This window comes from Empedobacter sp. UBA7620 (assembly GCF_002484185.1).
GTDB classification, from domain to species: domain Bacteria; phylum Bacteroidota; class Bacteroidia; order Flavobacteriales; family Weeksellaceae; genus Empedobacter; species Empedobacter falsenii_C.
The window spans coordinates 1-23,373 of sequence record NZ_DLJI01000060.1 but is presented as its reverse complement, the minus strand read 5'-3'; the positions used below and the strand labels follow the sequence as shown (position 1 = coordinate 23,373).

Genomic DNA, 23,373 nt, shown 5'->3' with positions numbered 1-23,373 from the left:
TTTGTAAACTGAATGAAAAAATTTATCCAATATATTATGCTTACAATTTCACTGTTTATGACAGTGTATCAGTCTGCGCATATATTGGATCATGCTCTAAGTAAAGAGCACAAAGAGTTGAAAGATAAATTCTCTAACGTACATGATCACAGCTGTACAATTTGTCATTTCAATCAACATTTTGTAGAAAATGATTCAGAAATCGAGTTATTCGAATGGTCTCAATCATTTATCCAAAAAGATAAAACACTTTATACAACTCGTGTAAAACAAGCTGTATTACTTACTCAGAAAAGTCTTCGAGCACCGCCCTACACAATTTAATTACAGAAAAAACCACCTTATTTTTTTAACGTTATTAAATTATTGTATTTATGTCAATCAACATAAAATGTAGTATTGCAGCTACATTATTGTGCGGAACTGTGTTTGCACAAAACATTTTCGAAGGTCAAATTATAGATAAAAATCAAAAACCAATTCCTTTCGCAACTGTATACTTCAACAACGAAGAATATCACACAAATTCCGAAGGAAAATTTAGAATTGAGAATTTAAATAAAGGAAATTATCAAGTTCAAATTGATGAGCAAGGTTACGAACCTTTTTCTCAAAATATTACGTTTGATTCGCAACAAAAATTTGTTTTTACACTTACTTTTCACAAATCGTACAATTTAGATGAAGTTACTGTTTTAGGTCATCATCACGATTTTTCAACAGCTAATGTAGAACGTGTAGATCAATCTTATATTCAAGAAAATTATGCAGGATCATTAGCAAAATCGCTCGAAAATATTGCAGGTGTCAATGCTTCTGGAATTGGATCATCAGCCTCAAAACCAATTATTCGTGGACTTGGTTTCAATCGATTAATTGTTGCTGAAAATGGTGTAAAACAAGAAGGACAACAATGGGGAGCCGATCACGGTTTGGAAATTGATGCACTAAATGTTGAAGATGTCGAAGTGATAAAAGGCCCTGCTGCTTTAGAGTACGGAAATGAAGCTATTGCTGGAGTTATCAAGATTAACAATAACAATTTACCAGCAAAACATTCACTTTCTGGAGAAGTAAAAGCTTTGTATCAATCGATTAATGATAATTACGGAATTGGATTTAATTTAAAATCTCGAAACGATCATTTTTTCTATAAAATAAAAGGTTCGTATTCTGATTATGCAGATTATAGAACAACTACCGATCGCATTTATTATCTGAATCGCTATTTGCCAATTTACAATAAACGTGTAAAAAATACGGCTGGACAAGATTTGAATGCTGAAATACAAACAGGTTATATTGGCGAAAAATTTCGTTCAATTTTAACTGTTTCTAACGTTAATCAGAAAATTGGTTTTTTTCCTGGTTCGCACGGAATTCCTTCTGTAGATAGGCTTCAAGATGATGGAAATTATAGAAATATCGAATTTCCTTATCAAAAAGTTAATCATTTTAAAGTGATTTCCGAAAATGAATTTCGTTTAAATTCAAAAGACGTTTTAAAATTTTTAGCAAGTTATCAAAACAATCGTCGACAAGAAGTTAGTTCATTTCACACACATTATGCAAATCAACCAGTTCCAACAAAAAATCCTGATTTAGAATTAGATTTTAATTTATCAACGTATGATTCTCAATTAAAATTTGAACATAATCATAGCAAAAATTTCAAAACAATAATTGGCGCACAAGCGCAATTACAAGCCAATAATATTGCCGGTTACAATTATTTATTACCAAAATATGACCGAAATATTTTTAGCGGATTTTTGATTGAAGAATTCAAAAAAGGAAATCGTTGGAAAGTAACTGCTGGTTTACGTTACGATTATTCGACGTTCAAATCGGAAGGTTATTTTGATGAATTTCTTTACAATTATTTGATTGAAAAAGGTAATTCTGAAGGCATTGCAGATTATTATGCAAATCGTAGCAAATCAATCGATCGTAGTTTCAGTAATTTAAACGGAATGATTGGTGCAACTTTTCAACCAAATGATTTATGGGATTTCAACTTGAATGTTGGAACAAATTTCCGTTTACCAACCGCTATAGAATTGGGTTCTAACGGAATTCATCACGGTAGTTTTAGACATGAACGAGGTGACGAAAATCTTGATATAGAAAAAGGAATTGCTGTAGATTTCAAATCTGTTTTTCACAAAAATGATTGGAATATTTCGCTAAGTCCGTATTTATATTATTTCAGCAATTATATTTTCTTAAAACCTTCGGGACAATTTTCGATTCTTCCTCATGGTGGACAAATTTATCAATATACACAAAGCAAAGCTTTGTTGACTGGTTTTGAATTTGAAGTTCGTAAGAAAATCAACGAAAATTTTGATGCAAATCTTGTGTACGAATATTTATACAATCGACAAATTACGGAAAATAAAAAATTCGGAAATTATCTTCCTTTCACTCCTGCAAATAATTTATTTGGACAAATTAATTATAAAATCAATCAAAATATTGCATTTTTAGAAGGTTTGAGCTTTTTTGCAAATGGAAAATATACATTTGAGCAAGATAAAATTGCACAAAATGAAGATATCACTCCAAGTTATTTCTTGGTTGGAATTGGAGGAAAAACGAAACTTAAATTCAATAATTTTAGTGCAAATTTAAGTGTTCAGGTTTCTAATTTATTCAATAAAAACTATTACAATCACACCAGTTTTTATCGTGCATTGCAATTACCAGAACAAGCTCGAAACATACAAATTATGTTAGGAATTCCGTTCGGAAAATAGTTGATACATGAAAAAGAAACATCCTATTTTTGGACTTTTCTTTAGTATTATTCTTTTTTCGATTCCAACTTTTAATCAATTACATTTTTCTTTAATCGATCATTCACAAGATTTTTCGAATCAAAAGAAAGAAATTATTCATCATCAATGTAATCATTTCACCTATTACTCTGTCTTTATTGACACGCATGATGAACCAAAAATAGAATCAAAACCGAACGAAGAATTTTACAGTAAAGAAAGTTTTGAACAAGTAGAAAAAATTAAACATTCTACAATTGAATATCATTTTACACGAGGTCCGCCTCAGGATTTTGTTTATTAATAAATCAACCAAAATCTTAAAAAAATAATATTCAATTCAAAAAAAATAAAACAATGAAAAATTCAATTTTAAACTATTCATTTATAACATTATCAGCATTATTCATTACATCTTGTTCATCAGATGATTCTTCATTAGATACAACAAAACCTGAAATTAATTTAATTTCACCAAAAGATGAAGCTCATTTACATTTAGGTGACGAGATTAATATTGAAGCTATCTTGAAAGATAATATTGAGTTGGGAGCTGTAAAAATTGATATTCATTATGCAGGAGATGGACATACTCATAACCATCGTTCTGCTAGTGTGCAAGAAGCGTCGAGTTCTACAAATACTCAATGGGAATTTACCAAAGAAGAAGCAATTCCTTCAGGTAAAAAGGAATATGCATACAATTATAAAGTTGCAATTCCTCAAGAAGGTATTGTAGATGGAGCATATCATTTAGGATTAATTCTAATTGATAAAGCAGGAAATCAATCCGAAACATACATCGAAATCGATATAGTTGACCATAGCCACGATCATTAATTATTTTTTTATATAAAAAGCCTGAAATTTCAGGCTTTTTTTTATGTGCATTGTTAAAAGAATGTTATTTTAGCACTCCTCAATTATATCAAAACAAAAAAATGATTGCAATAGCAGATAGCGGTTCTACTAAAACGGATTGGGTAATTTTAGATAGCGACCTTAATGAAGTTTTTAGAACAAGTACAATCGGATTTAATCCGTATTTTGTAACATCAGAAGATATTACGACTGAATTACAAAAAAATGAAGATTTTGCACCTGTTGCAAATGATTTTACAAAAGTCTTTTTTTATGGTGCAGGAACTTCCAGCGAAGCAATGCATGCTGTTGTTAAAGAAGGTTTAGAGAATTTCTTTACAAATGCAGAATTTGTCGTAGACCATGATTTATTAGCTGCTTGTTACGCAACTTATATGGGAAAACCTGCAATGGTTTGTATCTTAGGAACAGGTTCTAATTCTTGTTATTTCGATGGAACAACAATGCGCGAAGAAACAAAATCTTTAGCTTATATCTTAGGTGACGAAGGTTCTGGAAATGACTTAGGAAAACGTGTATTACGCGCTTTTTACACAAAAAAAATGCCTCCACATTTAGCCAAAGCTTTTGATGATTATTATAAATTATCTGTAGATGAATTAAATAAAAATGTGTACCAAAATAAATTTGCAAACACATATTTAGCATCTTTCAATAAATTTGTTGTTGAACATAAAAATGATCCATTTATTCAGAAAATTATTTATGATGCAATGTCTTCTTTTATCGAATATCAAATTATGCCTTACGAAGAAGCTCGTCATTCTGAATTAAATTTTATTGGTTCAATTGCTCATATTTATGAAGATGTTATTCGTTCAGTTGCGGCAGAATATCACTTAACAGTTGGTCATATTATTAGAAAACCAATTGATAATGTTGTTGATTATCACAAAAAGTATTTGATTAAATAATCATGGTAACTCAACCAAAAATAGCGGTAATTTCTTACAATACTCCTCATCGCAAAACACAAGATGTTTTACACGGATTAAAAGCTAAAGGTTACCAAAATGTAAAAATATTTGCGTTGCCTTTTGTACAAAGAGAAAATCCGTTCAAACCAATTTATCAGCATCGTCCAAGTAAGGCGATTCAAGTAAATTTAGATGATTATTGTAATAATTTTGATTATAATTTTGATTTGACAACTGCTGAAACGTTGAACAATCAATTAAACGATTATAAAGCTGAATATGTGATTATTGCAGGAGCAGGATTATTACCAGATGAATTGGTTGAAAATCATAAAATTATCAATACGCATCCAGGTTTTTTACCTTTGACGAGAGGTTTAGATTCATTAAAATGGGCAATCACAAAAGGAGTCGAAATTGGTGTTACAACTCATTTTGTAAACACAGAAGCTGACGCTGGCTTTTTGATTGAACAACAATATATTCCTGTTTATGGGAATGATACATTTCATTCATTGGCTAATCGTCAATATGAAACAGAAATTGAAATGTTAGTTAATTCGATTGAATTAATTCCAACACTTTCAGAATTCAAATCACTTTCATCAAATGAATTTGAGGCTACGCGCAGAATGCCAAAAGCTATAGAAGAAAATTTGATGCAAGCATTTGAAACATACAAAGAAAAATATAAAAGGGATTAAATATTTTTAGATAAAAAAACAAAAAAAAGCTAACCAATTGGTTAGCTTTTTTTTAAAAAAATATAATTCTTCACTCTTTCACAATTCTTCCGCCAATAACTGATCACCTTTTTTTCTGACACTTTTATATGCTCTATAACACACATATAAAATAATCAGTACAAAAATAAATGCTAAAGGAGCCAATACAATTGCCGTGATACTTAATACAATAGAACTAAACGTTTCTCCTGTATTAACCAAAAAATTTCCTGCTCCCGCAGTTGTCGTGGTCGAAACAGCTCTTGCAGCCGCTGTTGTACCGCTAATCGCAGCCGCTGTTCCTCCTCCAGCTATAATCGCCAAAGCCCAAGTTGCGACTTCGTTCATTTCTGGCATCGTAATTCCAACCGCTATTGTTCCTGCAATTCCAGCTAAAGGAACCGCAATCGTATCCAACAAATTATCAATAATTGGAATATAATAAGCTCCAATTTCTACTAACATCGCTACACCAAGTGTTATAAGAGCCGGTGTACTCCCAACCCACATCCAACTTTCGTCGAGATTAATAAAACTTCCTCCAAATTTAACAGCTAAACTCAGTACAAATAAGGGAAGAAAAATCCGAAAACCAGCAGCAGCGGCTAATCCTATTCCGAGAAATAACGAAAAAATAGTAGACATTGAGATTAAATCGTTCATAGTTTAGCATTTTATAATAGTTCTGATTTTATAAATATAATGATAAAAAAGATAAAGTTTTTATAATTTTTTCTTTCCTTTGCATCCGATTAAGAGAAACCAAGTACTGCAAAGTACTTTTTTTGTGTAAATAAACCTAAATGTTTGAGCTACATCTAAATAATCGAATAATAAATCAATCATTTTTTAAATGCATTGATAATTATTTCTTTTCTCAAAATCAATCAACCAAAACTTCTTCACGACAACATTTAAAATTTTGCAAGAATCAATTTCTTTTTATTTTAATTTCTGATAGGAAAATTTTATCTTTAAGGAAATTTTACGAGAACTCTTGCAATGGAAACATCAAACGAAATTAAACAAAATAATAAAACAAAAATGCTGGTAATAGGAATTGCAGGAGGAACAGGTTCGGGAAAAACAACTGTTGTAAATAATATTTTAAGAGATCTTAACGCAGAAAGCGTTATCGTCATCTCTCAAGATAATTATTATAAAGATCATCCTGAATTATCTTTTGATGAACGTTCTAAGATCAATTTTGATCACCCAAGATCAATTGATTTCGAATTACTAAAAGAACATGTCGCTTTATTGAAAAATGGCGTATCAATAGAACAACCTGTCTATTCGTTTATTACGCATAGTCGCAAGGAAGAAACGATTTTAACACATCCACAATCGGTTATTATTGTAGAAGGAATTTTGGTATTGACTGACCCAGATTTACGCGATTTATTTGATGTAAAAATCTTTGTTCATGCAGATTCTGATGAACGTTTAATTCGTCGCGTACGCCGTGATATACAAGAACGTGGGCGCGATTTAGACGAAGTTTTAACACGTTATCAAAAAACGTTAAAACCTATGCATCAGCAATTTATAGAACCATCTAAAAACTATGCAGACATTATTATTCCGAATATGAAAAAGAAAAATTCTGTCGCAATCAAAGTTTTATCAACTGTAATTAAAGAAAAACTCAACTCGAAAACTACTGTATAATGAAAGAAAAATCGGAAGAAATCTTTGACGAAGAACTTACACCAGAAGTACCGAAAAGAAAAATTAAGGATACACGTGTATTCAAATTTGTTTGGAATCGTTACTTTGTTCTAACTGTTGCGTTTGCTGTTTGGATGATTTTTTTCGACCAAAATTCTTTTTTCGTACATCGCGAGTTGGATAAACAAATCAAATTATTAGAAGTTGATCAACAATATTACCAAGAACACTTGGATACTGAGTCTGAAAAATTAAATCAACTAAATAGTAATCCTGCTGAAATTGAAAGGATTGCAAGAGAAAAGCATTTCTTGAAAAAAGATGATGAAGATATTTTTATCATTCAGCAAGAAAAATTTACGAAGCCACAAAATAAAGAAAATGAGTAAGTTATTTGAAAATTTTGATTCTATTTCTGAAAAAGAATGGAAAAATAAAGTTCAAGTCGAGCTAAAAGGTTTAGAATATAATGAAACTTTGGTTTGGGGAACGAACGATCAAATAAATGTAAAACCATTATATACAAAGGATGATGTCGATTATTCGGCTGTACAACCTTTACCAAAATCCTCAAAAGATTGGAAAATTATTTCGAAATATACTGGAAATAAAAACCAAGATTACAGCTTTTTGTATGGATATTTGATTAATCAAAATCAAATTGATTCATCGTTAGAACTTCCTAATTATTTGGATTTATTTATTAAATATGATGAAACTTCTAATTTAAAATCGCTTGAAAATCTTCCAAATCTGAAATATTTAGATTTAGATATTTATGGATATTTGGCTCAGAATGGACTTTGGCAAAATGACTCAGAAAAAGCATCAAAAGAATTGGTGAAAGAAGCTTTGGCATTGAAAAATTTCGAAAAAGTAATTTCAATTCAAGGAGATGTTTATCAAAATGCTGGAGCAAATCATGTTCAACAAATTGCGATTACACTTGCACATGCAGTAGAATATTTAGAAAATTTTGGAGCTGATATTGCAGATAAAATCTATTTTAAATTCGCTGTTGGAAGTAATTATTTCTTCGAAGTTGCAAAATTAAGAGCATTCCGTTTCTTATGGAAAATGATTTTGGAGCAATATAATAAAGAAAGTGAAGCATTTATTTTCACTTCAACATCAGATCGCAATAAATCTAAATTAGATATTTACAACAATGTTATTCGCTCTACAATAGAAGCTTCTTCGGCTATCTTTGGATCAAGCGATGCTGTCTTTGTTGGATCGTATGATGAAGTAAATAAAGAGTCTGATTTTGGGTTAGAATTAGCCGCAAAACAACAATTATTGTTGCAAAAAGAATCTTATTTGAATCAATTTGCTGATCCTGCTGCTGGTTCTTTCTACATCGAAAGTTTGACAAATCAAATGGCTGAAAATGCGTTAGAATTGTTCAAAACAACACAAAATGTAGGCGGTTTTGTAAAAGCTTTACAAAATGAAACTATTCAAGATTTTATTTACACAAGCGCGAAAAAAGAGCAAAAAGATTTTGATGAGCAAACCATTAAATTAATTGGTGTAAATAAGTTTAGAAATCCTGCGGATGTGATTGAAAAATCGCCAAAAGAAAAAGTAGTAAAACAAGCACTTTTTGTTCCAATTGTTCCAACTCGTTTGGCAGAAAAAGAGGAAAAAAAATAGTTTTTACATGAATTGGACACCAATTTCATTAAAAGAACTCAACAATATAATCGAAACTTCAGTAGCTGTGATGGATACTGAAGTTTTGTGTTTAATAAAGTAATATTTTACGTCAAAAAATAACAATTTGAATCCAACTATTTTAACAAAAGAATTTCAAGATTATCTGAAAACGATCGAACATGAAGACATCAAATCTATAGGTTTGAAAAAATCGTTATTTGATGAAATTTCTTCTGCTGAAATCGCTCAACAATTGAAAGGAATTCAAGTTTCAAAACATAAATTTCCAACACTTTATTCGACAGAAAATATTTATTTTCCGCCTTCAATTAATTTGGAACAAGCAAGTTCGGAAGCTACCGCAAATTATAAATCAACTTTAGTTAAAGGAAAAAATTTGATTGATTTAACCGCAGGTTTTGGGATTGATACTATTGCTTTTGCAAAGAATTTTGAAAAAGTATATCACATCGAACAAAATCCTGAATTGAGTAAGATTGTACAACATAATGCTAAAATTTTAGCACCAAATTTAGAAACCTATACAGGTACTTTTCAGTCTTTTTTTGAAGAAAATCTTACTTTAAAATTTGATGTGATTTATCTTGATCCAGCAAGAAGAAATTCGAGCGGAAGAAAATTTATTTTGGAAGATTTAGAGCCAAATATTTTAGATTGGATTCCAACTTTTTTCGAAAAAACGGAGAAAATTATCATCAAGCTTTCGCCTTTATTGGACATCACTTCTACCCTACAACAAATTGATTCGATTTCCGAAATACACATTGTTGCATTAAAAAATGAAGTAAAAGATTTTCTAATCATTTTAGATAAAAATTCTTCGACAAAAAATCCTTTGATAAAAGCTGTTAATTTAGAAAATAATCAACCCGAATTTTCTTTCAATTTTGAAGAAGAATATAGTGCAAATGCAAGTTTTGGAGAAATTCAACATTATATTTACGAACCAAATGTTGCAATTCTCAAAACTGGGGCTTTCAAATTATTAAGCGAAAAATTCAATCTTCACAAACTTCATCAAAATACACATTTGTATACTTCGAATGAACTTTTAGAAAATTTTCCTGGAAAAATTTACCTGATTGAAGAAGAAATTAAAAATCCGAAAAAAGAAATTTTAAAGATTAAAGCGAATTTATTGGTCAAAAACTATAATCAGCCAATAGACGTTATCAAGAAAAAATTCAAAATTATTGATGGCGGCACAACAACTTTAATTTTTACACAAAGCATTGATGGGTTTCATATTCTAAAAACTTCACGAGTTTAGTTGGGTTTCGAAAAAAGTTGTGTTAATTTTATACAACAATTTTCAACCTTAAAAAATTACACTTGAAAATCATCAATAAAATTGAAAACTTTATCTACGGAGAAGCGCTTTCAGATGGCTTAAAAACTTCTTTAGCGATTATCATTCCACCTATCGTAGCCAGCTTATTTGGCGATTTATATGCCGGTGTAACAATAAGTCTTGGTGCAGTTTTAGCGCACATGACGGATACACCTGGTCCATTTAAAGAACGTCGAAACCTGATGTGGCTTTCCGTACTCTTGATTTTCCTTGTTTCGTATTTCACCAAAACGATTAATAGTTACCCAATATTTCTAGGTATTTGTTTAACAGTTATCGTTTTCTTTTCTAACATGTTAACCGTTTGGGGACAACGTACAAGTGCGCTTGGAATGGTCATTATGATGTCGATGGTAATGAATATGAATGATTTACGACATGAGTTAAGTCCTCTTCATATTGCGCTTTTTGTGACGGCTGGAGCAGCTTGGTACACTATTTTTAGTCTAGCTATTAGCACTTTTCGTCCTTATCGTATGGCGCAGCAAAACTTAGCTGATACAATGATTCATATTTCTGAATACATTCGAATCAAAGCTTCTATGTTTGATAAAGACTCAAATTATGATGATATTATCAAAAAATTAATCGACGAACATGTTGTAATTAATGAAAAACAAAGTTTAGTTCGTGAATTAGTTTTTTCGAATAAAAAATTGGTAAAAGACCAGACTCCAATTGGGCGTTCGATTGTGTTTATTTTCTCTGATTTGGTGGATATTTTCGAGAATATTACCGCGACTCAATACGATTATGTAAAAATTCGAGAAGTATATGGCGACACAAAAGCCATGCGCAAAATTTATAACATGATGAATAAGCTTGCGCACGAGTTAAAAATGATTGCCTACCACATTAATTCCAACAAACGACCTAAAAAACCTTCATTTGATTTTGACGCTGAATTAAAAAAGATTGATGATGCCATCAAAGAATTATATGCAGAAGGACAAAAACCAATTGTTTTATCTAAAATTTATATCAATCTAAAGCAAATTGTTTATAAAATAGAGTTTATTCATAAGTTTTTTTATGATGATTCGTTTACAGAAAAAAAGAAAAATCCGCTGGATCATGCCGAACATTTTGAACCTACAGTTGATTATTCTTTACGAAAATTAAAAGATCATCTGAATCTAAAATCTTCAATTTTTAGACATGCAATTCGTGCATCAATTGTAATGTTATTAGCTTATGGCGTCACATTTATTATTCCAATGACTTATCATAGTTACTGGATTTTGATGACAGTTTTAGTAATTTTAAAACCTGGTTTTAGTGTAACAAAAAAACGAAACTTTCAGCGTTTGAAAGGAACAATTGGCGGTGGATTAGTTGGGGTTTTAATATTATTGATTATTCCTCAACACAGTATCCGATTTGCTTTAATGCTTATTTTCATGTTGATGGCGTACACTTTTATTCGTCACAAATATGCAATTGGTACATTTTACTTAACCGCGTATATTCTTATTTCGTTTAGTTTTTATTCGCAAAAAGATTCATTGTATATAATTCAAGAACGTTTTATTGACACACTTGTTGGAGGATTTATGGCGTTTATTTCGAGTTATTTGATTTTACCAACTTGGGAAAAAAATAATATGAACGAATATATTCAAAAAGCATTGATTGCAAATTATGAGTTTATTTATTTGGTTTTTAAAAAATTAGCAGACAACGAAGTTTCTACAACTGATTATAAGTTAGCTAGAAAAGATGTTTTTATTGCAATGGCAAATATTAATTCAGTTTTTCAACGTGTAATTTCTGAACCGAAAGGAAAACAAGAAAATGCTAACGTACTGAATAAATTCACCATTTTCAACCAGTCATTTGTCTCATATTCAGTTGGTTTAGTTAAAATTTTAAAGAAAAACAATTCTGTTATTTTAACTTCAGAACACATTCGATTGATGAAGAAAATTTTGCAATTATTGTTACAAAACATTCGGCTTTATGGCGAATATGAAACAGAAAATTTACCTAAAACAATAGAATTTGGAGAAAAAACTGTTGCATATACTGAAATTGAAACAGAGGCTTTGCAAAATGATTCTGAACTGATTGAAGATCTATTAGAGTATTTATACGAGATTGCTTACGATTTCACAAAAGTTGGTCACGTTTTTGTGAAAGAACAACCGTTAAAAGAATAATAAATGACAATCATCCAGCTGTTTAAAAATCTACGTCCATTTGTAAAACCTTATCGTTCTTTGGTTGTCGCAACTTTGCTCCTAACCTTAGTTGGATCTTTTACTTCACAAGTAAATGCCCTTATTTTACAGTATACCGTAGATTCTATAAATGGTTTGGTTGAAGCTGGAAAAGGATTAAAAGAAGGTCTGAAAATCATTTCGTTTATTTCGATTGTTTTGATGACAAAAGAAATCTTGAATGCATTCATCACATTTGGTCAAAAATATTATGGTGAAAAGCTTCGAATTTTTGTTTCGCAAGATTTAGCTCAAGCCATTATCGAAAAGATTTTGACGTACCGAATGGCGTTTTATACAAATCAAGATAATCAAGCAGGAAAACTTCAAACCCGTATTGACAGAGGAATTGAAAGTTTGACACGTTTAGTTCAAAACTTTTTTATCGATATTCTTCCACTTTTTGCCAATTCAATTGTTGCTTTAATTTTAATGTTCAATGCTAATTTTTATGTTGGATTGGTTGGACTTTGTATCGTTCCGATTTATTTCATTATCACGCAACAGCAAGCGAAAAAGCTGAGTGGTTGGCGACGAAACTTAAGAGGTTATCGTGAACAAAAATCACAAGGAATTATCAGCATAATTGATTCAATTACAGTAATTAAATCATTTAACCGAGAAGATATAGAAGGTAAAAAACAACTTGATTTGCAAAAAGAATTGACGAATAATCAAATGCAAACACGCAAAACAAGTTTCTTTTTTGATGGTTTAAAATCTTTTATCGAGCAGTTTGGCGTAGTGATTATCATTATTTTAACTTCGTATTTGGTTCTTGACGGACAAATGACAATTGGTGCAATTATGTTTCATATTTTGTTGTTTAACAACGTTTCTGCGCCTATTCGTCAACTGCATCGTATTTACGATGAAATGAATGATGCTATGATTTATTCCGAAAGTTTCTTTGGAATTTTGAAAGCAGACAATGAAAAAGAATCATCTGGGAATTATCTTCCAACAAATCTAAAAGGAAAATTCGAAATCCAAAATGTTGACTTTTCTTATCCAAATGGTTACAAAGCCTTAAAAAATATAAACATGACAATTCAACCCAATAAAATTACTGCTTTGGTTGGTTTGTCTGGCGCTGGAAAAAGTACAGTGATTAATTTATTGGATAAATTTTATCAACCTGATTCTGGAAAAATTCTACTTGACGGAATTGATTTAGAAGAATATGACACACAATTTTTACGCGATAATATTGGATTGGTTTTACAAAAAAATCACATTTTTAATGGAACAATTGAAGAAAATATTCGTTACGGAAATGTCAACGCAACTTTCGAAGAAATAGAAGATGCTGCAAAACGTGCTTATATTCACGAACAAATTATGGATTTGCCAGAAGCTTATCAATCCAAAGCCTTATTGTTATCTGGTGGTCAACAGCAACGTATCGCCATTGCGCGTATGTTTCTCAAAAATCCACCGATTATTTTCTTGGACGAACCTACTGCAAGTTTGGATGCAATTGCGACGGAACAGATTAAAAATAGTTTGGATGCCATCAAAAAAGATCGAACAGTTATCATTATTTCGCATAGTATTTCTCAAATTATCGATGCCGATTATACGTACGTGATGAAACAAGGCGAAGTTGTGGAACACGGAATTCATGAGGATGTATACAAAATGAACGGCACTTATAAAGAGATTTTTGATGCAATGGCAAAAAGCTTAAACATTGAAAAAATTGCCAAAACTTTTGACGATGAAGAAGAAGAAAATTATTAGGAATAATTCTATTATAAAACATTATAAATCACTATCTTTAAAGAGGTAATAGGATAGCGTATGAAAAAATTAGTTTATTTTATAGTTGGGGTATTGTTTTTTACCCAATCTTGCGAGCAAAAAAAAGAAGCTCCAAAAGAATTAGCACTTAATACGGTAACTTACGAAAGTGCTTTAGACGTTCCTGTAAATAAAGTTGGTGTTCTGATTAATATAGATTCTCTTGGTTTTTTTGATCATAATTCTCAAAATTATGATCAAAACATTGATTCAAAATCAATTGAAAATCAACTGAAACAATTAAATTCTAAATTTGATGTTTTTAAAACTATTCGCGATAAATCAGTCAAAATTCTGAACGATAATAAGTATACATATCAAATGATTGATAAATTTGATAAAAAACTAATTCCGAATGAATTAATCACAAAGGAAAATGTAAATCAAATTAAATTTAATGATTTAAAAAAAGCGATTAATCAAGATGATTTAGTTTTGATTAATGTAAAATCTGGTCTTGATTATGATCCTGCCAACAAACAGAAATACATCGCAAAAACATATGTCTATATTAATATTTTAGACCTTAAAAATAATGCTTTAAAATATAGCGAAACAATTGGTGGAACAAAGTATATAGACGAAACAATCAATAAAAGTACAACGGATTATTTAGAGAAAATGATGAAAGAGTCATTAAACGAAACGTTGGATATTATTGATAATAAATATTAAATACATTGAACTATGCGCCATTTTTTTGGCAACTTTTGGAAGTCCTGACCCCTTAAAAAGTTTCAGGATTTTTATTTTTAATGATATTCTAATATTGACTTTTATTCATGGTATATTTTTTGTTAATTTTATGCTAAAATTATAGGATGCCTATTATACGATATTTATCTTTTATTCCATTATTGACTTCTATTTCGGGATTTGCACAACAATTGATTGATCCGCAACTTCGACTACCTGTTGAAAAAGCGATTGAGTCAAGTTATGAATTAAAAAATAAACAACTGGAAGTCGAAAAAAACAATTACCAATATGACGAAGTAAATGGTAAACGACAACCAAATTTATCTGCAATTGCACTGGGTGGTTATCTAAACTCGAACGGAATCATCGATATTCCAACCAAATCAATCGATATTTTGTCCGCAGAATTGTTTTCGGGTAATCAAAAATTCAATACCTCTGCAGGATTATTTACTGTTGGAATTAACGCTACTCAAATTATATTTTCGGGATTACAAATTCCAAATGCGTTGAATGCTATTCAAGAAAAAAGTACTGCTTTAGATTATTTGAAAGAAGCCGAAAAAGAAACTATAACCAAAGATATCTTACAAACCTATGATCAATTGATGTTATTGGTCAAAGTAGAAGAATTAATTTCAAATTCTGCAAAACGCTTGGATAAAGAGCATCTTAAAGTTCAAAAGGCAATTCAAAATGGTTTAGCTATTCCATACGATCGTGAAAAAATAAAATTAGCAATGTTAGAGTTAGAAGCTCGACAAGTAGAACTGAATGGTAATCGACAATTACTGTACAAAAAATTAGAAACCTTGACGCATCTGTCTGAACAAGATCTTCAACAAATTCAATACGAACTAGCGCCAATTGACATTCTTGCTTCAAGTTATACTTTAGAAAATAAAAAAGAGTTAAAAGCACTTGAACACTCTGTAAAAGCTTACGAATTTTTATATCAAAAAGAAAAAGGATCGCATTTACCACAAGTTTTTGCATTCGCGAACACCAATTATACGTCAATTTTTGGAAGTCGTTTTAAGCTAAAAGATGTTGATTTTTTGGGTGATGTTAATTTGAAAATGAACCAATTTTCGATGTTTCCTAATATTTTGATTGGAGTTGGCGCAAAGTGGGAATTGTTTGATGGCAGACAACACAAGAATAAATTAGCGCAAGCGAAAACAGACATTTTAATAAATGAAAACAAGTTGAAAGATTCGCAAGAAAAATTGAATTTATTGTTAAGTAAAAACAAAATTGATTACGAAACTTCTACTGAAAAATTGAAAGTAAATAATCAACAAAATACCATTGCAGCAAATAATTTAGAAATCGCTTCAAGACGATTTCAAGAAGGATTAATAGATGTAACCGAACGTTTGGCTGCCGAAAATGATTATTACAAAGCCAATTTAGGTTATTATGCTCAAATCTTGGATCAACGCTCTAAAACCTACGAATTACTTCAAACTTCTGGAGAATTATTTAATCAATTATCAAATTAAAATCATGAAAAATACACTATACTATATTTTTGCTTTAAGCGGATTAATACTTTTTACAAATTGTAAATCATCTGACAAGGAAAATAAAAAAGAAGAGCAAACTATTTTTCAAGGTAAAATTGAGCGCGATCAAATTAGCGTTGTAACAAAAATTCCAGGAAAAATAGATCAAATATTAGTTCACGAAGGTGATGAAGTAAAAAAAGGACAAACGCTTTTTATCTTACAATTACCAGAAGTTGATGCGAAGAAAAGTCAAGCAAAAGGTGCTGTAAATTCTGCCGAAGCTCAATACGAAATGGCTAAAAAAGGTGCTACAGATAATCAATTGAAACAATTGCGTGCAAAAGTTGCTGGCTTGAAAGAGCAATTAGATTATGCAGAAAAATCAAATCATAGACTAAAAAATATGCTTCGAGATAGTCTTGTCCCACAACAAAGTTATGATGAAGTTTATGCTAAATATCAAGGTGCTAAAAATCAATATTTAGCTGCAAAAGCGGAATTAGCTGATGCCGAAAATGGAGCGCGTGTAGAACAACAACAAATGGCTTTGGGACAAAAAGAGCGTGCTTTGGGAGCTTTGCAAGAAGTTGATGTTGCTGAGGCGGAAAGACACATCAAAGCACCACAAGACATGACGGTTGAAACAATTAATCTGAAAGTTGGAGAATTAGCTTTGGCTGGATATTCTATTGCAAATGGGATTTTGGAAGAAACTACATTTTTTAGATTTACAATTCCTGAGAATAAAATCGGACAATTGCAAAAAAATCAAATCGTCAATTTAAAAGTTCCTTATAAAAATAATATGGTTTTGAAAGGTAAAATTGTTTCGATAAAAGTTCTTAATTCATATGCAAATATTTCAACTGCCTATCCTGATATCGATCAACAACAATCCCAATATGAAGTAAAAGTTGTTCCTGTTGACTATAAACAAGCTGCTCAACTATTGACAAAAGCAAATGTAGTTTTAGATCTTAATGCTAAATAAATTCTGATGAAAACGATTTTTCATTTAATTATACGAGAATTCAAACTTTTCTTCAAGAATCCTGTTTTACCAATTTTATTCTTGGGAGCACCTATTATGTATGGTGTTCTAATCGGAAATGTTTATAAAAAAGGGAATGTAACCGATTTACCAATTATTGTTGTTGACGAAGATCATACGACGACAAGTCAGAAAATTATTCAGATGTTAGATGAAAATGAATCGGTGAAAGTTGCTGAAGTTTTACCTTCAACATTTGATTCTAAGAATAAAGCTTTAGCAATCGGAGCTGAAGTTGTGGTTGTTATTCCTCGAAACTTTCAATCTGATGTACAGCAAAAAAAATTACCCGAAATCGCTTATTTTGTAGATGCTTCAAACACGTTAACTTCTAATACAGCAGCAATCGCAATTACGACAGTTCTAACAACAATGAAAGCCGGAATTTCAATAGAAACAGCTAGAAAACAAGGCGTTCCTGAATATATTGCTACACAAAGCTACGAACCATTCAAATCAACGATGATTCGCCAAAATATCAGAAGTGGAAACTACTTATATTTTATGCTTCCAGGTGTTTTATTAACCGTATTACAACAGGTTTTATTATTAGGTTTAGCACTTTCATTTGCTTCAGAATTTGAGAATAGGACATTTAATGAATTGATCTCAAAATCATCCAATCCATTTACCATTTTATTCGTCAAAACTTTTCCTTATTTATTTATGTCAGTATTTATATATATGCTGTATTATTGGTTCGGAATGTTTTATGACATGAAATTAGAAACCGAATTTTGGCCATTCTTTACGTCTTCTCTTGCATTTATTTTAGCCGTTTGTTTTTTGGGTTTTTTAGTCAGTATTCTTCTTCCAAGCCAACTAAAAGCAACCGAAGTTTTGATGGTTGTTGCAACACCAAGTTTCATTTTAAGTGGATTTACATGGCCTTTAAGTCAAATGCCAAAATGGATTCAAGCAATTGCAGATTGCATTCCATTAACACATTATTTGAAAATATTCCGAATACTTTTCATCGAAAAAGGCGATCCTGCGTTAATTCAACCACATTTAAATAATCTAATTGTAATAGGAAGTATTTGCTTTGTCTTATCTTTGGCCATTCTAATCGTTAAAATAAGAAAAGCTAAACAATCGATGAAACAAATCGAAACAGAAAAGATTTAGCATCTTTTTTAACTTACAAAACAGATAATAAACCATGAATTTTCTTACAGTTGAAAATCTAACCAAATCATATGGAATCCGAACTTTATTTGAAAATGTAAATTTTCATGTAAATGAAGGAGACCAAATCGCATTCGTAGCAAAAAACGGAAGTGGAAAATCTACTTTACTTAAAATTTTAGCTGGATTAGAAACGGCTGATTCTGGCGAAGTTCGTCCAAATAAAGGTGTTAAAATCTTAATGTTAGATCAAAGTGATGATTTTGACGAAAATTTAAAAAGTGAAGAATATATTTTCAATCATTCGAATGAAGTTTTAGATATTGTTCGACAATATGAAAACATGATCGAAAATGATCCAACAAATCCTGATTTAATTGATTTAATGGGAAAAATGGATGTTTTAGATGCATGGAAAGTTGAACCAACAATCAAGGAAATTTTATCAAAATTGAAAATTGATTTCTTGGATCAAAAAATTGGAAAACTTTCTGGTGGTCAGCGCAAACGTATTTCTTTAGCAAAATTTTTGATTGATTTAAGTTTCGAAACTGGATATGTTCTTTTGATTTTAGATGAGCCTACCAACCATTTGGATATTGAAATGGTAGAATGGCTTGAATATTTCTTGAACAAAGAAAACAAAACATTGATTTTGGTTACGCACGATCGTTATTTCTTAGATGCAATTTGTACCAAAATTCTCGAAATGGAGGACAAAACATTGTATGTACATTCGGGAAATTACGAAACTTATATCACGAATAAAGCATTGCGTATCGAAAATCAAAATGCGACAATTGACAAAGCGAAAAACCTTTATCGTAAAGAGATTGAATGGATGCGTCGTCAACCGCAAGCACGTACAACAAAGTCTAAATCTCGTATTGATGCGTTTTATGATACTGAAAAAGTGGCTAAACATAAAATTGTCGATCAACAAGTAAAATTAGAGATGGTGATGACGCGTTTGGGTCAAAAAATCATTGAGATGGAACATGTCTCGAAAGCATTTGGTCAAAAGAAAATTTTAGATGATTTCTCTTATATTTTCGCTCGTGGTGGAAAAATTGGTTTAGTCGGAAAAAATGGTGTTGGAAAAACCACTTTCTTGAAAATGTTAGAAGGAATCGAAACGATGGATTCTGGAACAATTGAACGTGGAGAAACCTTAAATATTGGACATTTTAAACAAGATGGGATAGAATTTAAAGGCGACGAACGTGTCATTGAGTTTGTGAAAGATATTGCAGATTTTTTCCCTCTTTCTAATGGAAAAGAAATGCGTGCAGAACAGTTCTTAGAAATGTTTTTATTTACGCCAGAACAACAACATACTTTTATCTCAAAGTTGAGTGGTGGAGAGAAAAAACGTCTGCAATTATTGGCAATTTTGTATAAAAATCCTAATTTTTTGATTCTTGATGAGCCAACAAACGATTTAGATTTACCTACTTTAACGGTTCTTGAAAGTTTCTTAGAAGAATATCAAGGTTGTTTATTAGTTGTTTCCCACGATAGATATTTTATGGATAAAGTGGTCGATGAATTAATGATTTTTGAAGGCGAAGGAAAAATTTCTCGTTATATGGGAACATATACAGAATATCACATCGAGAATAAAAACAAGCCCATAACTGAAGATAAAAAGGTTGAAAAAGAAATCGTTATTCAGGAAAAAGTTGAATCGAAAGAGAAAAATGCAGAGACAAAACCAAAAAAATTATCGTTTAAAGAACAACGAGAATTAGAAGAAATCAATAAATCTTTACCAATTCTTGAAGCCAAAAAAGAAGAATTAACGAATTTACTTTCCGACCCAAATTTAGGTTATGACAAAATCGCAACTATTGGAGATGAACTACAAAAAATTGTAGACGAATTAGAAGAAAAAGAATTTCGTTGGTTAGAATTAAGCGAATAAAAATATTGAAAAGGAACTTTTTTTGAGTTCCTTTTTTTGTTTTAAAAATTTATTTGTACATTTATTCTATCAATCATCAGGAGTTTCTGAAAAATCAGAACACCAACCGAGCCAAAACCGCGCTACGGTGGTATAGAATGAGGGCAAACGCCAAAATAAAAGGTTATTCTCTACTCTATCCTGTTGTTTTTATCATTAAAAAATTAAAACAATGGAAAATCTAAAAAATGAATTTGTCGTATTATTCCGTGAATTAACTGACAACGAATTAGTCGATCGCTTTAATCAAAATGTAGGAAATAGTTCCTGGAATTCTGCCAGAAGATGTTATGTCAAAACATTATTTGACGAATTACAATACCGTAATTTTGATTGCGCAACCATAGAAAGAGGAAACACATTTTCGCTTCAACATTATGTAGTATTAATTGAAAATAGATTAGAATATTTAGATCAAACATAAAAAAAAGGAAAACTTGTTTCAAGTTTTCCTTTATATTTTATGGTAGACAATATTACTTACTCTGCTCTTTTATAAAATCATTAATCGTAACATTTAATCGCTTATTTCGGATATCTTTTTCAAAACGAATTGGTTCTGCAACACGTTCTGCACAATCTTTCATCCCGCAATTTTCGCATGTAACCGCAACTTCTTTTACAGGAATTGATGGGTCATTCATAAATTTAATTTTACGTTGTGCTGATTTGTACAACACACCTATCGTTACGCTTCTTAAATAATTTGGATTGAATGGATCTTTCGTTGCTGAAGAAATTACATAATATTTTTGATTATTATTGAACGGATACAAAGAAATTTGTGCAGAAATCTCATGATGATCATCTTGATGCTTTTCCAATTCTTTCAAAACATTTAACGAAACCCAACGACGACAATAATGCTCATCCGTTTCATTTGCTTGTGGCGACTGTTGTTGATTAAGGTGAAGTTCTTTCGTTAATTTATATGAATTTGAGCCAACTTTTGCTGACAAACGCAAGAAAAACAAATCACGAATATTAAAATGTTTGGGTAACAAATTTGTCATTCGTTGATAAACCGTCTCAGGAGATTCGGTATATTTTCCAAGAATTTCTTGAAATTTAGACAAATCATGATGCTCTATAGCAAACAAATTCTGCATATCCTTCAACAATTTTTCTTCTGGTAACAACAACGCTCCAGCAAAATAAGATGCATAAAAATTGTTTAACAATTGATCAAAATTATCGAAACTTGCCCACGAAAATGTATACAAACGTTCCTTCAAATCAAGGTAATTATAGCCTAATTCTTTCGCTAAAATAAATCGTTTTTGATCATTGTCAGAATTGATATTGATATACAAAAGTTTTTTCTCTTTGATAAAAATAGAACGCAATTTCGCTAAATCCTTCCCTCCTAAAGAAGTGAAATCTTCATAAAGAATGGTATAATTATATTCCTCTTTCAGAATTTCCTCCATCGTTTCATTTTTCACAAAATCTTCTGATTCAATCAAATATTCTTGTAAAAAACTTTTTGCTGATTTTTCAATTTCAGGAAAATAATTATCATTTGCTTCCTGAAAAGACCTCAACGAAGCCAAGAAAAAACTTTCGCGCGTAAGATTATAATTATTACCTATTTCAATCAACGTAGAAATAAACGCATTTACCTTCATTGGGGCGTTAGAAATGATCTCAATTAAATCTCTTTCTTCAATTCCGAAGAGTTCCAAAGGAATTTCTTGCAATAAATTTGATTGTAGAATCTCAGCGACTGGTGCTAAATTTTTATCTAATTTTAAGGAAACTATCTCATCGTAAGGAATTTCCAACGCTTCGGCAAGAGCAACAATTTTATCAGTTTTTGGATATTTTTTACCTTTTTCGATCTCATTCAAATACGACTTCGAAAGTCCAGTTAACTTAGATAACTTAAACAATGACAAATCTTTAGCCGTTCTAACTTGTTTTAGTTTTAACCCAAAAATTAATTTAATGTATTCTTCTTGCATAATTTTTTCAAAAATATTTGGTAAATGTAAACGAATTTTTATAATTTAGCGAACGTTCGCTGGAAGTAAAATTCCGCTCGAATAACCAAAACCAAAATTACAACAAAAACACAAAAAATGGATACTATTACAAGTGAATTAAAATTATCGCAGAATAAGCTGGATAGTTATCCAGATGTTTTGACAACCGAAGCGGTTAAATTTTTAACAGCTTTACACAAAAATTTCAATGAAAGACGTTTAGAACTTTTAGCGAATCGACAAGAAAGACAAATCTTTTTTGATTTGGGGAATTTTCCAACTTTTTTGTCAGAAACAAAGGAAATCAGAAATGGTGATTGGACAGCAGCTCCAATTCCAGCTGATTTACAAGACAGACGCGTTGAAATAACTGGTCCAGTTGACCGTAAAATGGTAATTAATGCGTTAAACTCTTGCGCTAAAACATTTATGGCCGATTTTGAAGATAGTAATTCTCCAACATGGGATAACAATCTTCAAGGACAACAAAATTTAAGAGATGCAGTAAATGGTACTATTTCATTCGAAAATAATGGAAAAAAGTATCATTTAAACGAAAAAACTGCTGTCTTGCTTGTAAGACCGAGAGGTTTACATTTGAATGAAAAGAATATCATAATAGATAAACAAGAAATATCAGGCTCACTATTTGACTTTGGTTTATATTTTTTCCATAATGCACACACGTTACTTTCCAAGCAAAGTGGGCCTTATTTCTATCTTCCTAAATTAGAACATCACCTAGAAGCACGCTGGTGGAACGATGTTTTTGTTTTCGCACAAAATTATTTAAACATTCCACAAGCTACGATTAAAGCTACAGTTTTGATCGAAACTATAACAGCTTCTTTTCAGTTAGATGAAATTATTTACGAATTAAAAGACCACATCGCAGGCCTTAACTGCGGTCGTTGGGATTATATATTTTCTTATATCAAAAAATTTAAGAAACACCCAAATTTTATTGTTCCAGATCGTTCACAAGTTACGATGACTTCGCCTTTTATG

Annotated in this window: 21 protein-coding genes and 1 riboswitch; of the genes, 19 read left to right on the top strand and 2 right to left on the bottom strand. The window is 30.8% G+C overall.

What is annotated here, in order from left to right; genetic code table 11:
- Positions 1 to 12 precede the first annotated feature (12 nt).
- From B2217_RS15555 to B2217_RS15530, 6 genes are all read left to right on the top strand, one after another.
- Positions 13 to 324 carry a hypothetical protein gene (locus tag B2217_RS15555; RefSeq protein ID WP_180904713.1) on the top strand — a complete coding sequence of 104 codons (312 nt, stop codon included), beginning with the start codon at positions 13 to 15 and terminating at the stop codon, positions 322 to 324.
- 50 nt (positions 325 to 374) lie between these two features.
- On the top strand, positions 375 to 2,759 hold the full coding sequence (locus B2217_RS15550; RefSeq protein ID WP_291123078.1) for a TonB-dependent receptor: 2,385 nt from the start codon (positions 375 to 377) through the stop codon (positions 2,757 to 2,759).
- 7 nt (positions 2,760 to 2,766) lie between these two features.
- Positions 2,767 to 3,084 carry a hypothetical protein gene (locus B2217_RS15545; protein WP_038337229.1) on the top strand — a complete coding sequence of 106 codons (318 nt, stop codon included), beginning with the start codon at positions 2,767 to 2,769 and terminating at the stop codon, positions 3,082 to 3,084.
- A gap of 53 nt (positions 3,085 to 3,137) precedes the next feature.
- The gene (locus B2217_RS15540; protein ID WP_052218032.1) at positions 3,138 to 3,620 is read left to right on the top strand and encodes a DUF4625 domain-containing protein; all 483 of its coding nucleotides are present in this window, start codon (positions 3,138 to 3,140) and stop codon (positions 3,618 to 3,620) included.
- A gap of 101 nt (positions 3,621 to 3,721) precedes the next feature.
- Complete coding sequence (locus B2217_RS15535) at positions 3,722 to 4,576, top strand: BadF/BadG/BcrA/BcrD ATPase family protein (protein ID WP_038337231.1); 855 nt, start codon at positions 3,722 to 3,724, stop codon at positions 4,574 to 4,576.
- 2 nt (positions 4,577 to 4,578) lie between these two features.
- The gene (locus B2217_RS15530; protein ID WP_291123075.1) at positions 4,579 to 5,283 is read left to right on the top strand and encodes a formyltransferase family protein; all 705 of its coding nucleotides are present in this window, start codon (positions 4,579 to 4,581) and stop codon (positions 5,281 to 5,283) included.
- Positions 5,284 to 5,361: 78 nt separating this feature from the next.
- Here B2217_RS15530 and B2217_RS15525 read toward each other — a convergent pair whose 3' ends face one another.
- Positions 5,362 to 5,967: a DUF4126 domain-containing protein gene (locus B2217_RS15525; protein ID WP_084106959.1), complete on the bottom strand. Its 606-nt coding sequence runs from the start codon at positions 5,965 to 5,967 to the stop codon at positions 5,362 to 5,364.
- Between the two features lie 339 nt (positions 5,968 to 6,306).
- Between B2217_RS15525 and udk the strand changes: the two genes are divergently transcribed.
- The 12 genes from udk to B2217_RS15465 all read left to right on the top strand — a co-directional run bounded on the left by udk (position 6,307) and on the right by B2217_RS15465 (position 20,804).
- The gene (udk, locus tag B2217_RS15520; RefSeq protein ID WP_180904718.1) at positions 6,307 to 6,975 is read left to right on the top strand and encodes a uridine kinase; all 669 of its coding nucleotides are present in this window, start codon (positions 6,307 to 6,309) and stop codon (positions 6,973 to 6,975) included.
- Entirely contained in the window at positions 6,975 to 7,364 is a 390-nt protein-coding gene (locus B2217_RS15515) for an FtsB family cell division protein (RefSeq protein ID WP_180904719.1), read from the top strand. Before udk ends, B2217_RS15515 begins: the two co-directional genes overlap by 1 nt.
- Positions 7,357 to 8,631 carry a methylmalonyl-CoA mutase family protein gene (locus B2217_RS15510; protein ID WP_180904720.1) on the top strand — a complete coding sequence of 425 codons (1,275 nt, stop codon included), beginning with the start codon at positions 7,357 to 7,359 and terminating at the stop codon, positions 8,629 to 8,631. Before B2217_RS15515 ends, B2217_RS15510 begins: the two co-directional genes overlap by 8 nt.
- A gap of 127 nt (positions 8,632 to 8,758) precedes the next feature.
- Positions 8,759 to 9,925, top strand: a complete 1,167-nt coding sequence (locus tag B2217_RS15505; protein ID WP_180904721.1) for an RsmD family RNA methyltransferase — start codon at positions 8,759 to 8,761, stop codon at positions 9,923 to 9,925.
- Positions 9,926 to 9,987: 62 nt separating this feature from the next.
- Complete coding sequence (locus B2217_RS15500) at positions 9,988 to 12,165, top strand: FUSC family protein (RefSeq protein WP_291123069.1); 2,178 nt, start codon at positions 9,988 to 9,990, stop codon at positions 12,163 to 12,165.
- Positions 12,166 to 12,168: 3 nt separating this feature from the next.
- Positions 12,169 to 13,968: an ABC transporter ATP-binding protein gene (locus B2217_RS15495; protein WP_291123066.1), complete on the top strand. Its 1,800-nt coding sequence runs from the start codon at positions 12,169 to 12,171 to the stop codon at positions 13,966 to 13,968.
- 60 nt (positions 13,969 to 14,028) lie between these two features.
- Positions 14,029 to 14,703, top strand: a complete 675-nt coding sequence (locus B2217_RS15490) for a hypothetical protein (RefSeq protein WP_291123063.1) — start codon at positions 14,029 to 14,031, stop codon at positions 14,701 to 14,703.
- 146 nt (positions 14,704 to 14,849) lie between these two features.
- Positions 14,850 to 16,232: a TolC family protein gene (locus B2217_RS15485; protein ID WP_291123060.1), complete on the top strand. Its 1,383-nt coding sequence runs from the start codon at positions 14,850 to 14,852 to the stop codon at positions 16,230 to 16,232.
- 4 nt (positions 16,233 to 16,236) lie between these two features.
- Complete coding sequence (locus B2217_RS15480; RefSeq protein WP_180904726.1) at positions 16,237 to 17,229, top strand: HlyD family secretion protein; 993 nt, start codon at positions 16,237 to 16,239, stop codon at positions 17,227 to 17,229.
- Positions 17,230 to 17,235: 6 nt separating this feature from the next.
- A complete protein-coding gene (locus B2217_RS15475) occupies positions 17,236 to 18,417 on the top strand; it encodes an ABC transporter permease (RefSeq protein ID WP_180904727.1) in 1,182 nt (393 codons plus the stop codon).
- A 34-nt stretch (positions 18,418 to 18,451) separates the two neighbouring features.
- On the top strand, positions 18,452 to 20,341 hold the full coding sequence (locus B2217_RS15470; RefSeq protein ID WP_180904728.1) for an ABC-F family ATP-binding cassette domain-containing protein: 1,890 nt from the start codon (positions 18,452 to 18,454) through the stop codon (positions 20,339 to 20,341).
- A 68-nt stretch (positions 20,342 to 20,409) separates the two neighbouring features.
- A riboswitch (SAM-I-IV-variant riboswitch) is annotated at positions 20,410 to 20,509 on the top strand.
- Between the two features lie 43 nt (positions 20,510 to 20,552).
- Complete coding sequence (locus B2217_RS15465) at positions 20,553 to 20,804, top strand: hypothetical protein (RefSeq protein WP_180904729.1); 252 nt, start codon at positions 20,553 to 20,555, stop codon at positions 20,802 to 20,804.
- 52 nt (positions 20,805 to 20,856) lie between these two features.
- On the opposite strand, the gene B2217_RS15460 is transcribed toward B2217_RS15465, so the two are convergent.
- Positions 20,857 to 22,344, bottom strand: coding sequence for a helix-turn-helix domain-containing protein (locus B2217_RS15460; RefSeq protein WP_180904730.1), 1,488 nt, complete (start codon positions 22,342 to 22,344; stop codon positions 20,857 to 20,859).
- 117 nt (positions 22,345 to 22,461) lie between these two features.
- Here B2217_RS15460 and B2217_RS15455 point away from each other — a divergent pair.
- A partial coding sequence (locus B2217_RS15455) for a malate synthase (protein ID WP_414647367.1) occupies positions 22,462 to 23,373 on the top strand: 912 nt, incomplete at its 3' end.

Bases quoted from the DNA above. Each gene is read 5' to 3' on its own strand.
- B2217_RS15475 (WP_180904727.1), top strand. From the start codon at position 17,236: ATGAAAACGATTTTTCATTTAATTATACGAGAATTCAAACTTTTCTTC.
- B2217_RS15545 (WP_038337229.1), top strand. From the start codon at position 2,767: ATGAAAAAGAAACATCCTATTTTTGGACTTTTCTTTAGTATTATTCTT.
- B2217_RS15525 (WP_084106959.1), bottom strand. From the start codon at position 5,967: ATGAACGATTTAATCTCAATGTCTACTATTTTTTCGTTATTTCTCGGA.
- B2217_RS15480 (WP_180904726.1), top strand. From the start codon at position 16,237: ATGAAAAATACACTATACTATATTTTTGCTTTAAGCGGATTAATACTT.
- B2217_RS15495 (WP_291123066.1), top strand. From the start codon at position 12,169: ATGACAATCATCCAGCTGTTTAAAAATCTACGTCCATTTGTAAAACCT.
- udk (WP_180904718.1), top strand. From the start codon at position 6,307: ATGGAAACATCAAACGAAATTAAACAAAATAATAAAACAAAAATGCTG.
- B2217_RS15470 (WP_180904728.1), top strand. From the start codon at position 18,452: ATGAATTTTCTTACAGTTGAAAATCTAACCAAATCATATGGAATCCGA.
- B2217_RS15515 (WP_180904719.1), top strand. From the start codon at position 6,975: ATGAAAGAAAAATCGGAAGAAATCTTTGACGAAGAACTTACACCAGAA.
- B2217_RS15460 (WP_180904730.1), bottom strand. From the start codon at position 22,344: ATGCAAGAAGAATACATTAAATTAATTTTTGGGTTAAAACTAAAACAA.
- B2217_RS15465 (WP_180904729.1), top strand. From the start codon at position 20,553: ATGGAAAATCTAAAAAATGAATTTGTCGTATTATTCCGTGAATTAACT.
- B2217_RS15555 (WP_180904713.1), top strand. From the start codon at position 13: ATGAAAAAATTTATCCAATATATTATGCTTACAATTTCACTGTTTATG.
- B2217_RS15510 (WP_180904720.1), top strand. From the start codon at position 7,357: ATGAGTAAGTTATTTGAAAATTTTGATTCTATTTCTGAAAAAGAATGG.
- B2217_RS15540 (WP_052218032.1), top strand. From the start codon at position 3,138: ATGAAAAATTCAATTTTAAACTATTCATTTATAACATTATCAGCATTA.
- B2217_RS15490 (WP_291123063.1), top strand. From the start codon at position 14,029: ATGAAAAAATTAGTTTATTTTATAGTTGGGGTATTGTTTTTTACCCAA.
- B2217_RS15535 (WP_038337231.1), top strand. From the start codon at position 3,722: ATGATTGCAATAGCAGATAGCGGTTCTACTAAAACGGATTGGGTAATT.
- B2217_RS15530 (WP_291123075.1), top strand. From the start codon at position 4,579: ATGGTAACTCAACCAAAAATAGCGGTAATTTCTTACAATACTCCTCAT.
- B2217_RS15485 (WP_291123060.1), top strand. From the start codon at position 14,850: ATGCCTATTATACGATATTTATCTTTTATTCCATTATTGACTTCTATT.
- B2217_RS15550 (WP_291123078.1), top strand. From the start codon at position 375: ATGTCAATCAACATAAAATGTAGTATTGCAGCTACATTATTGTGCGGA.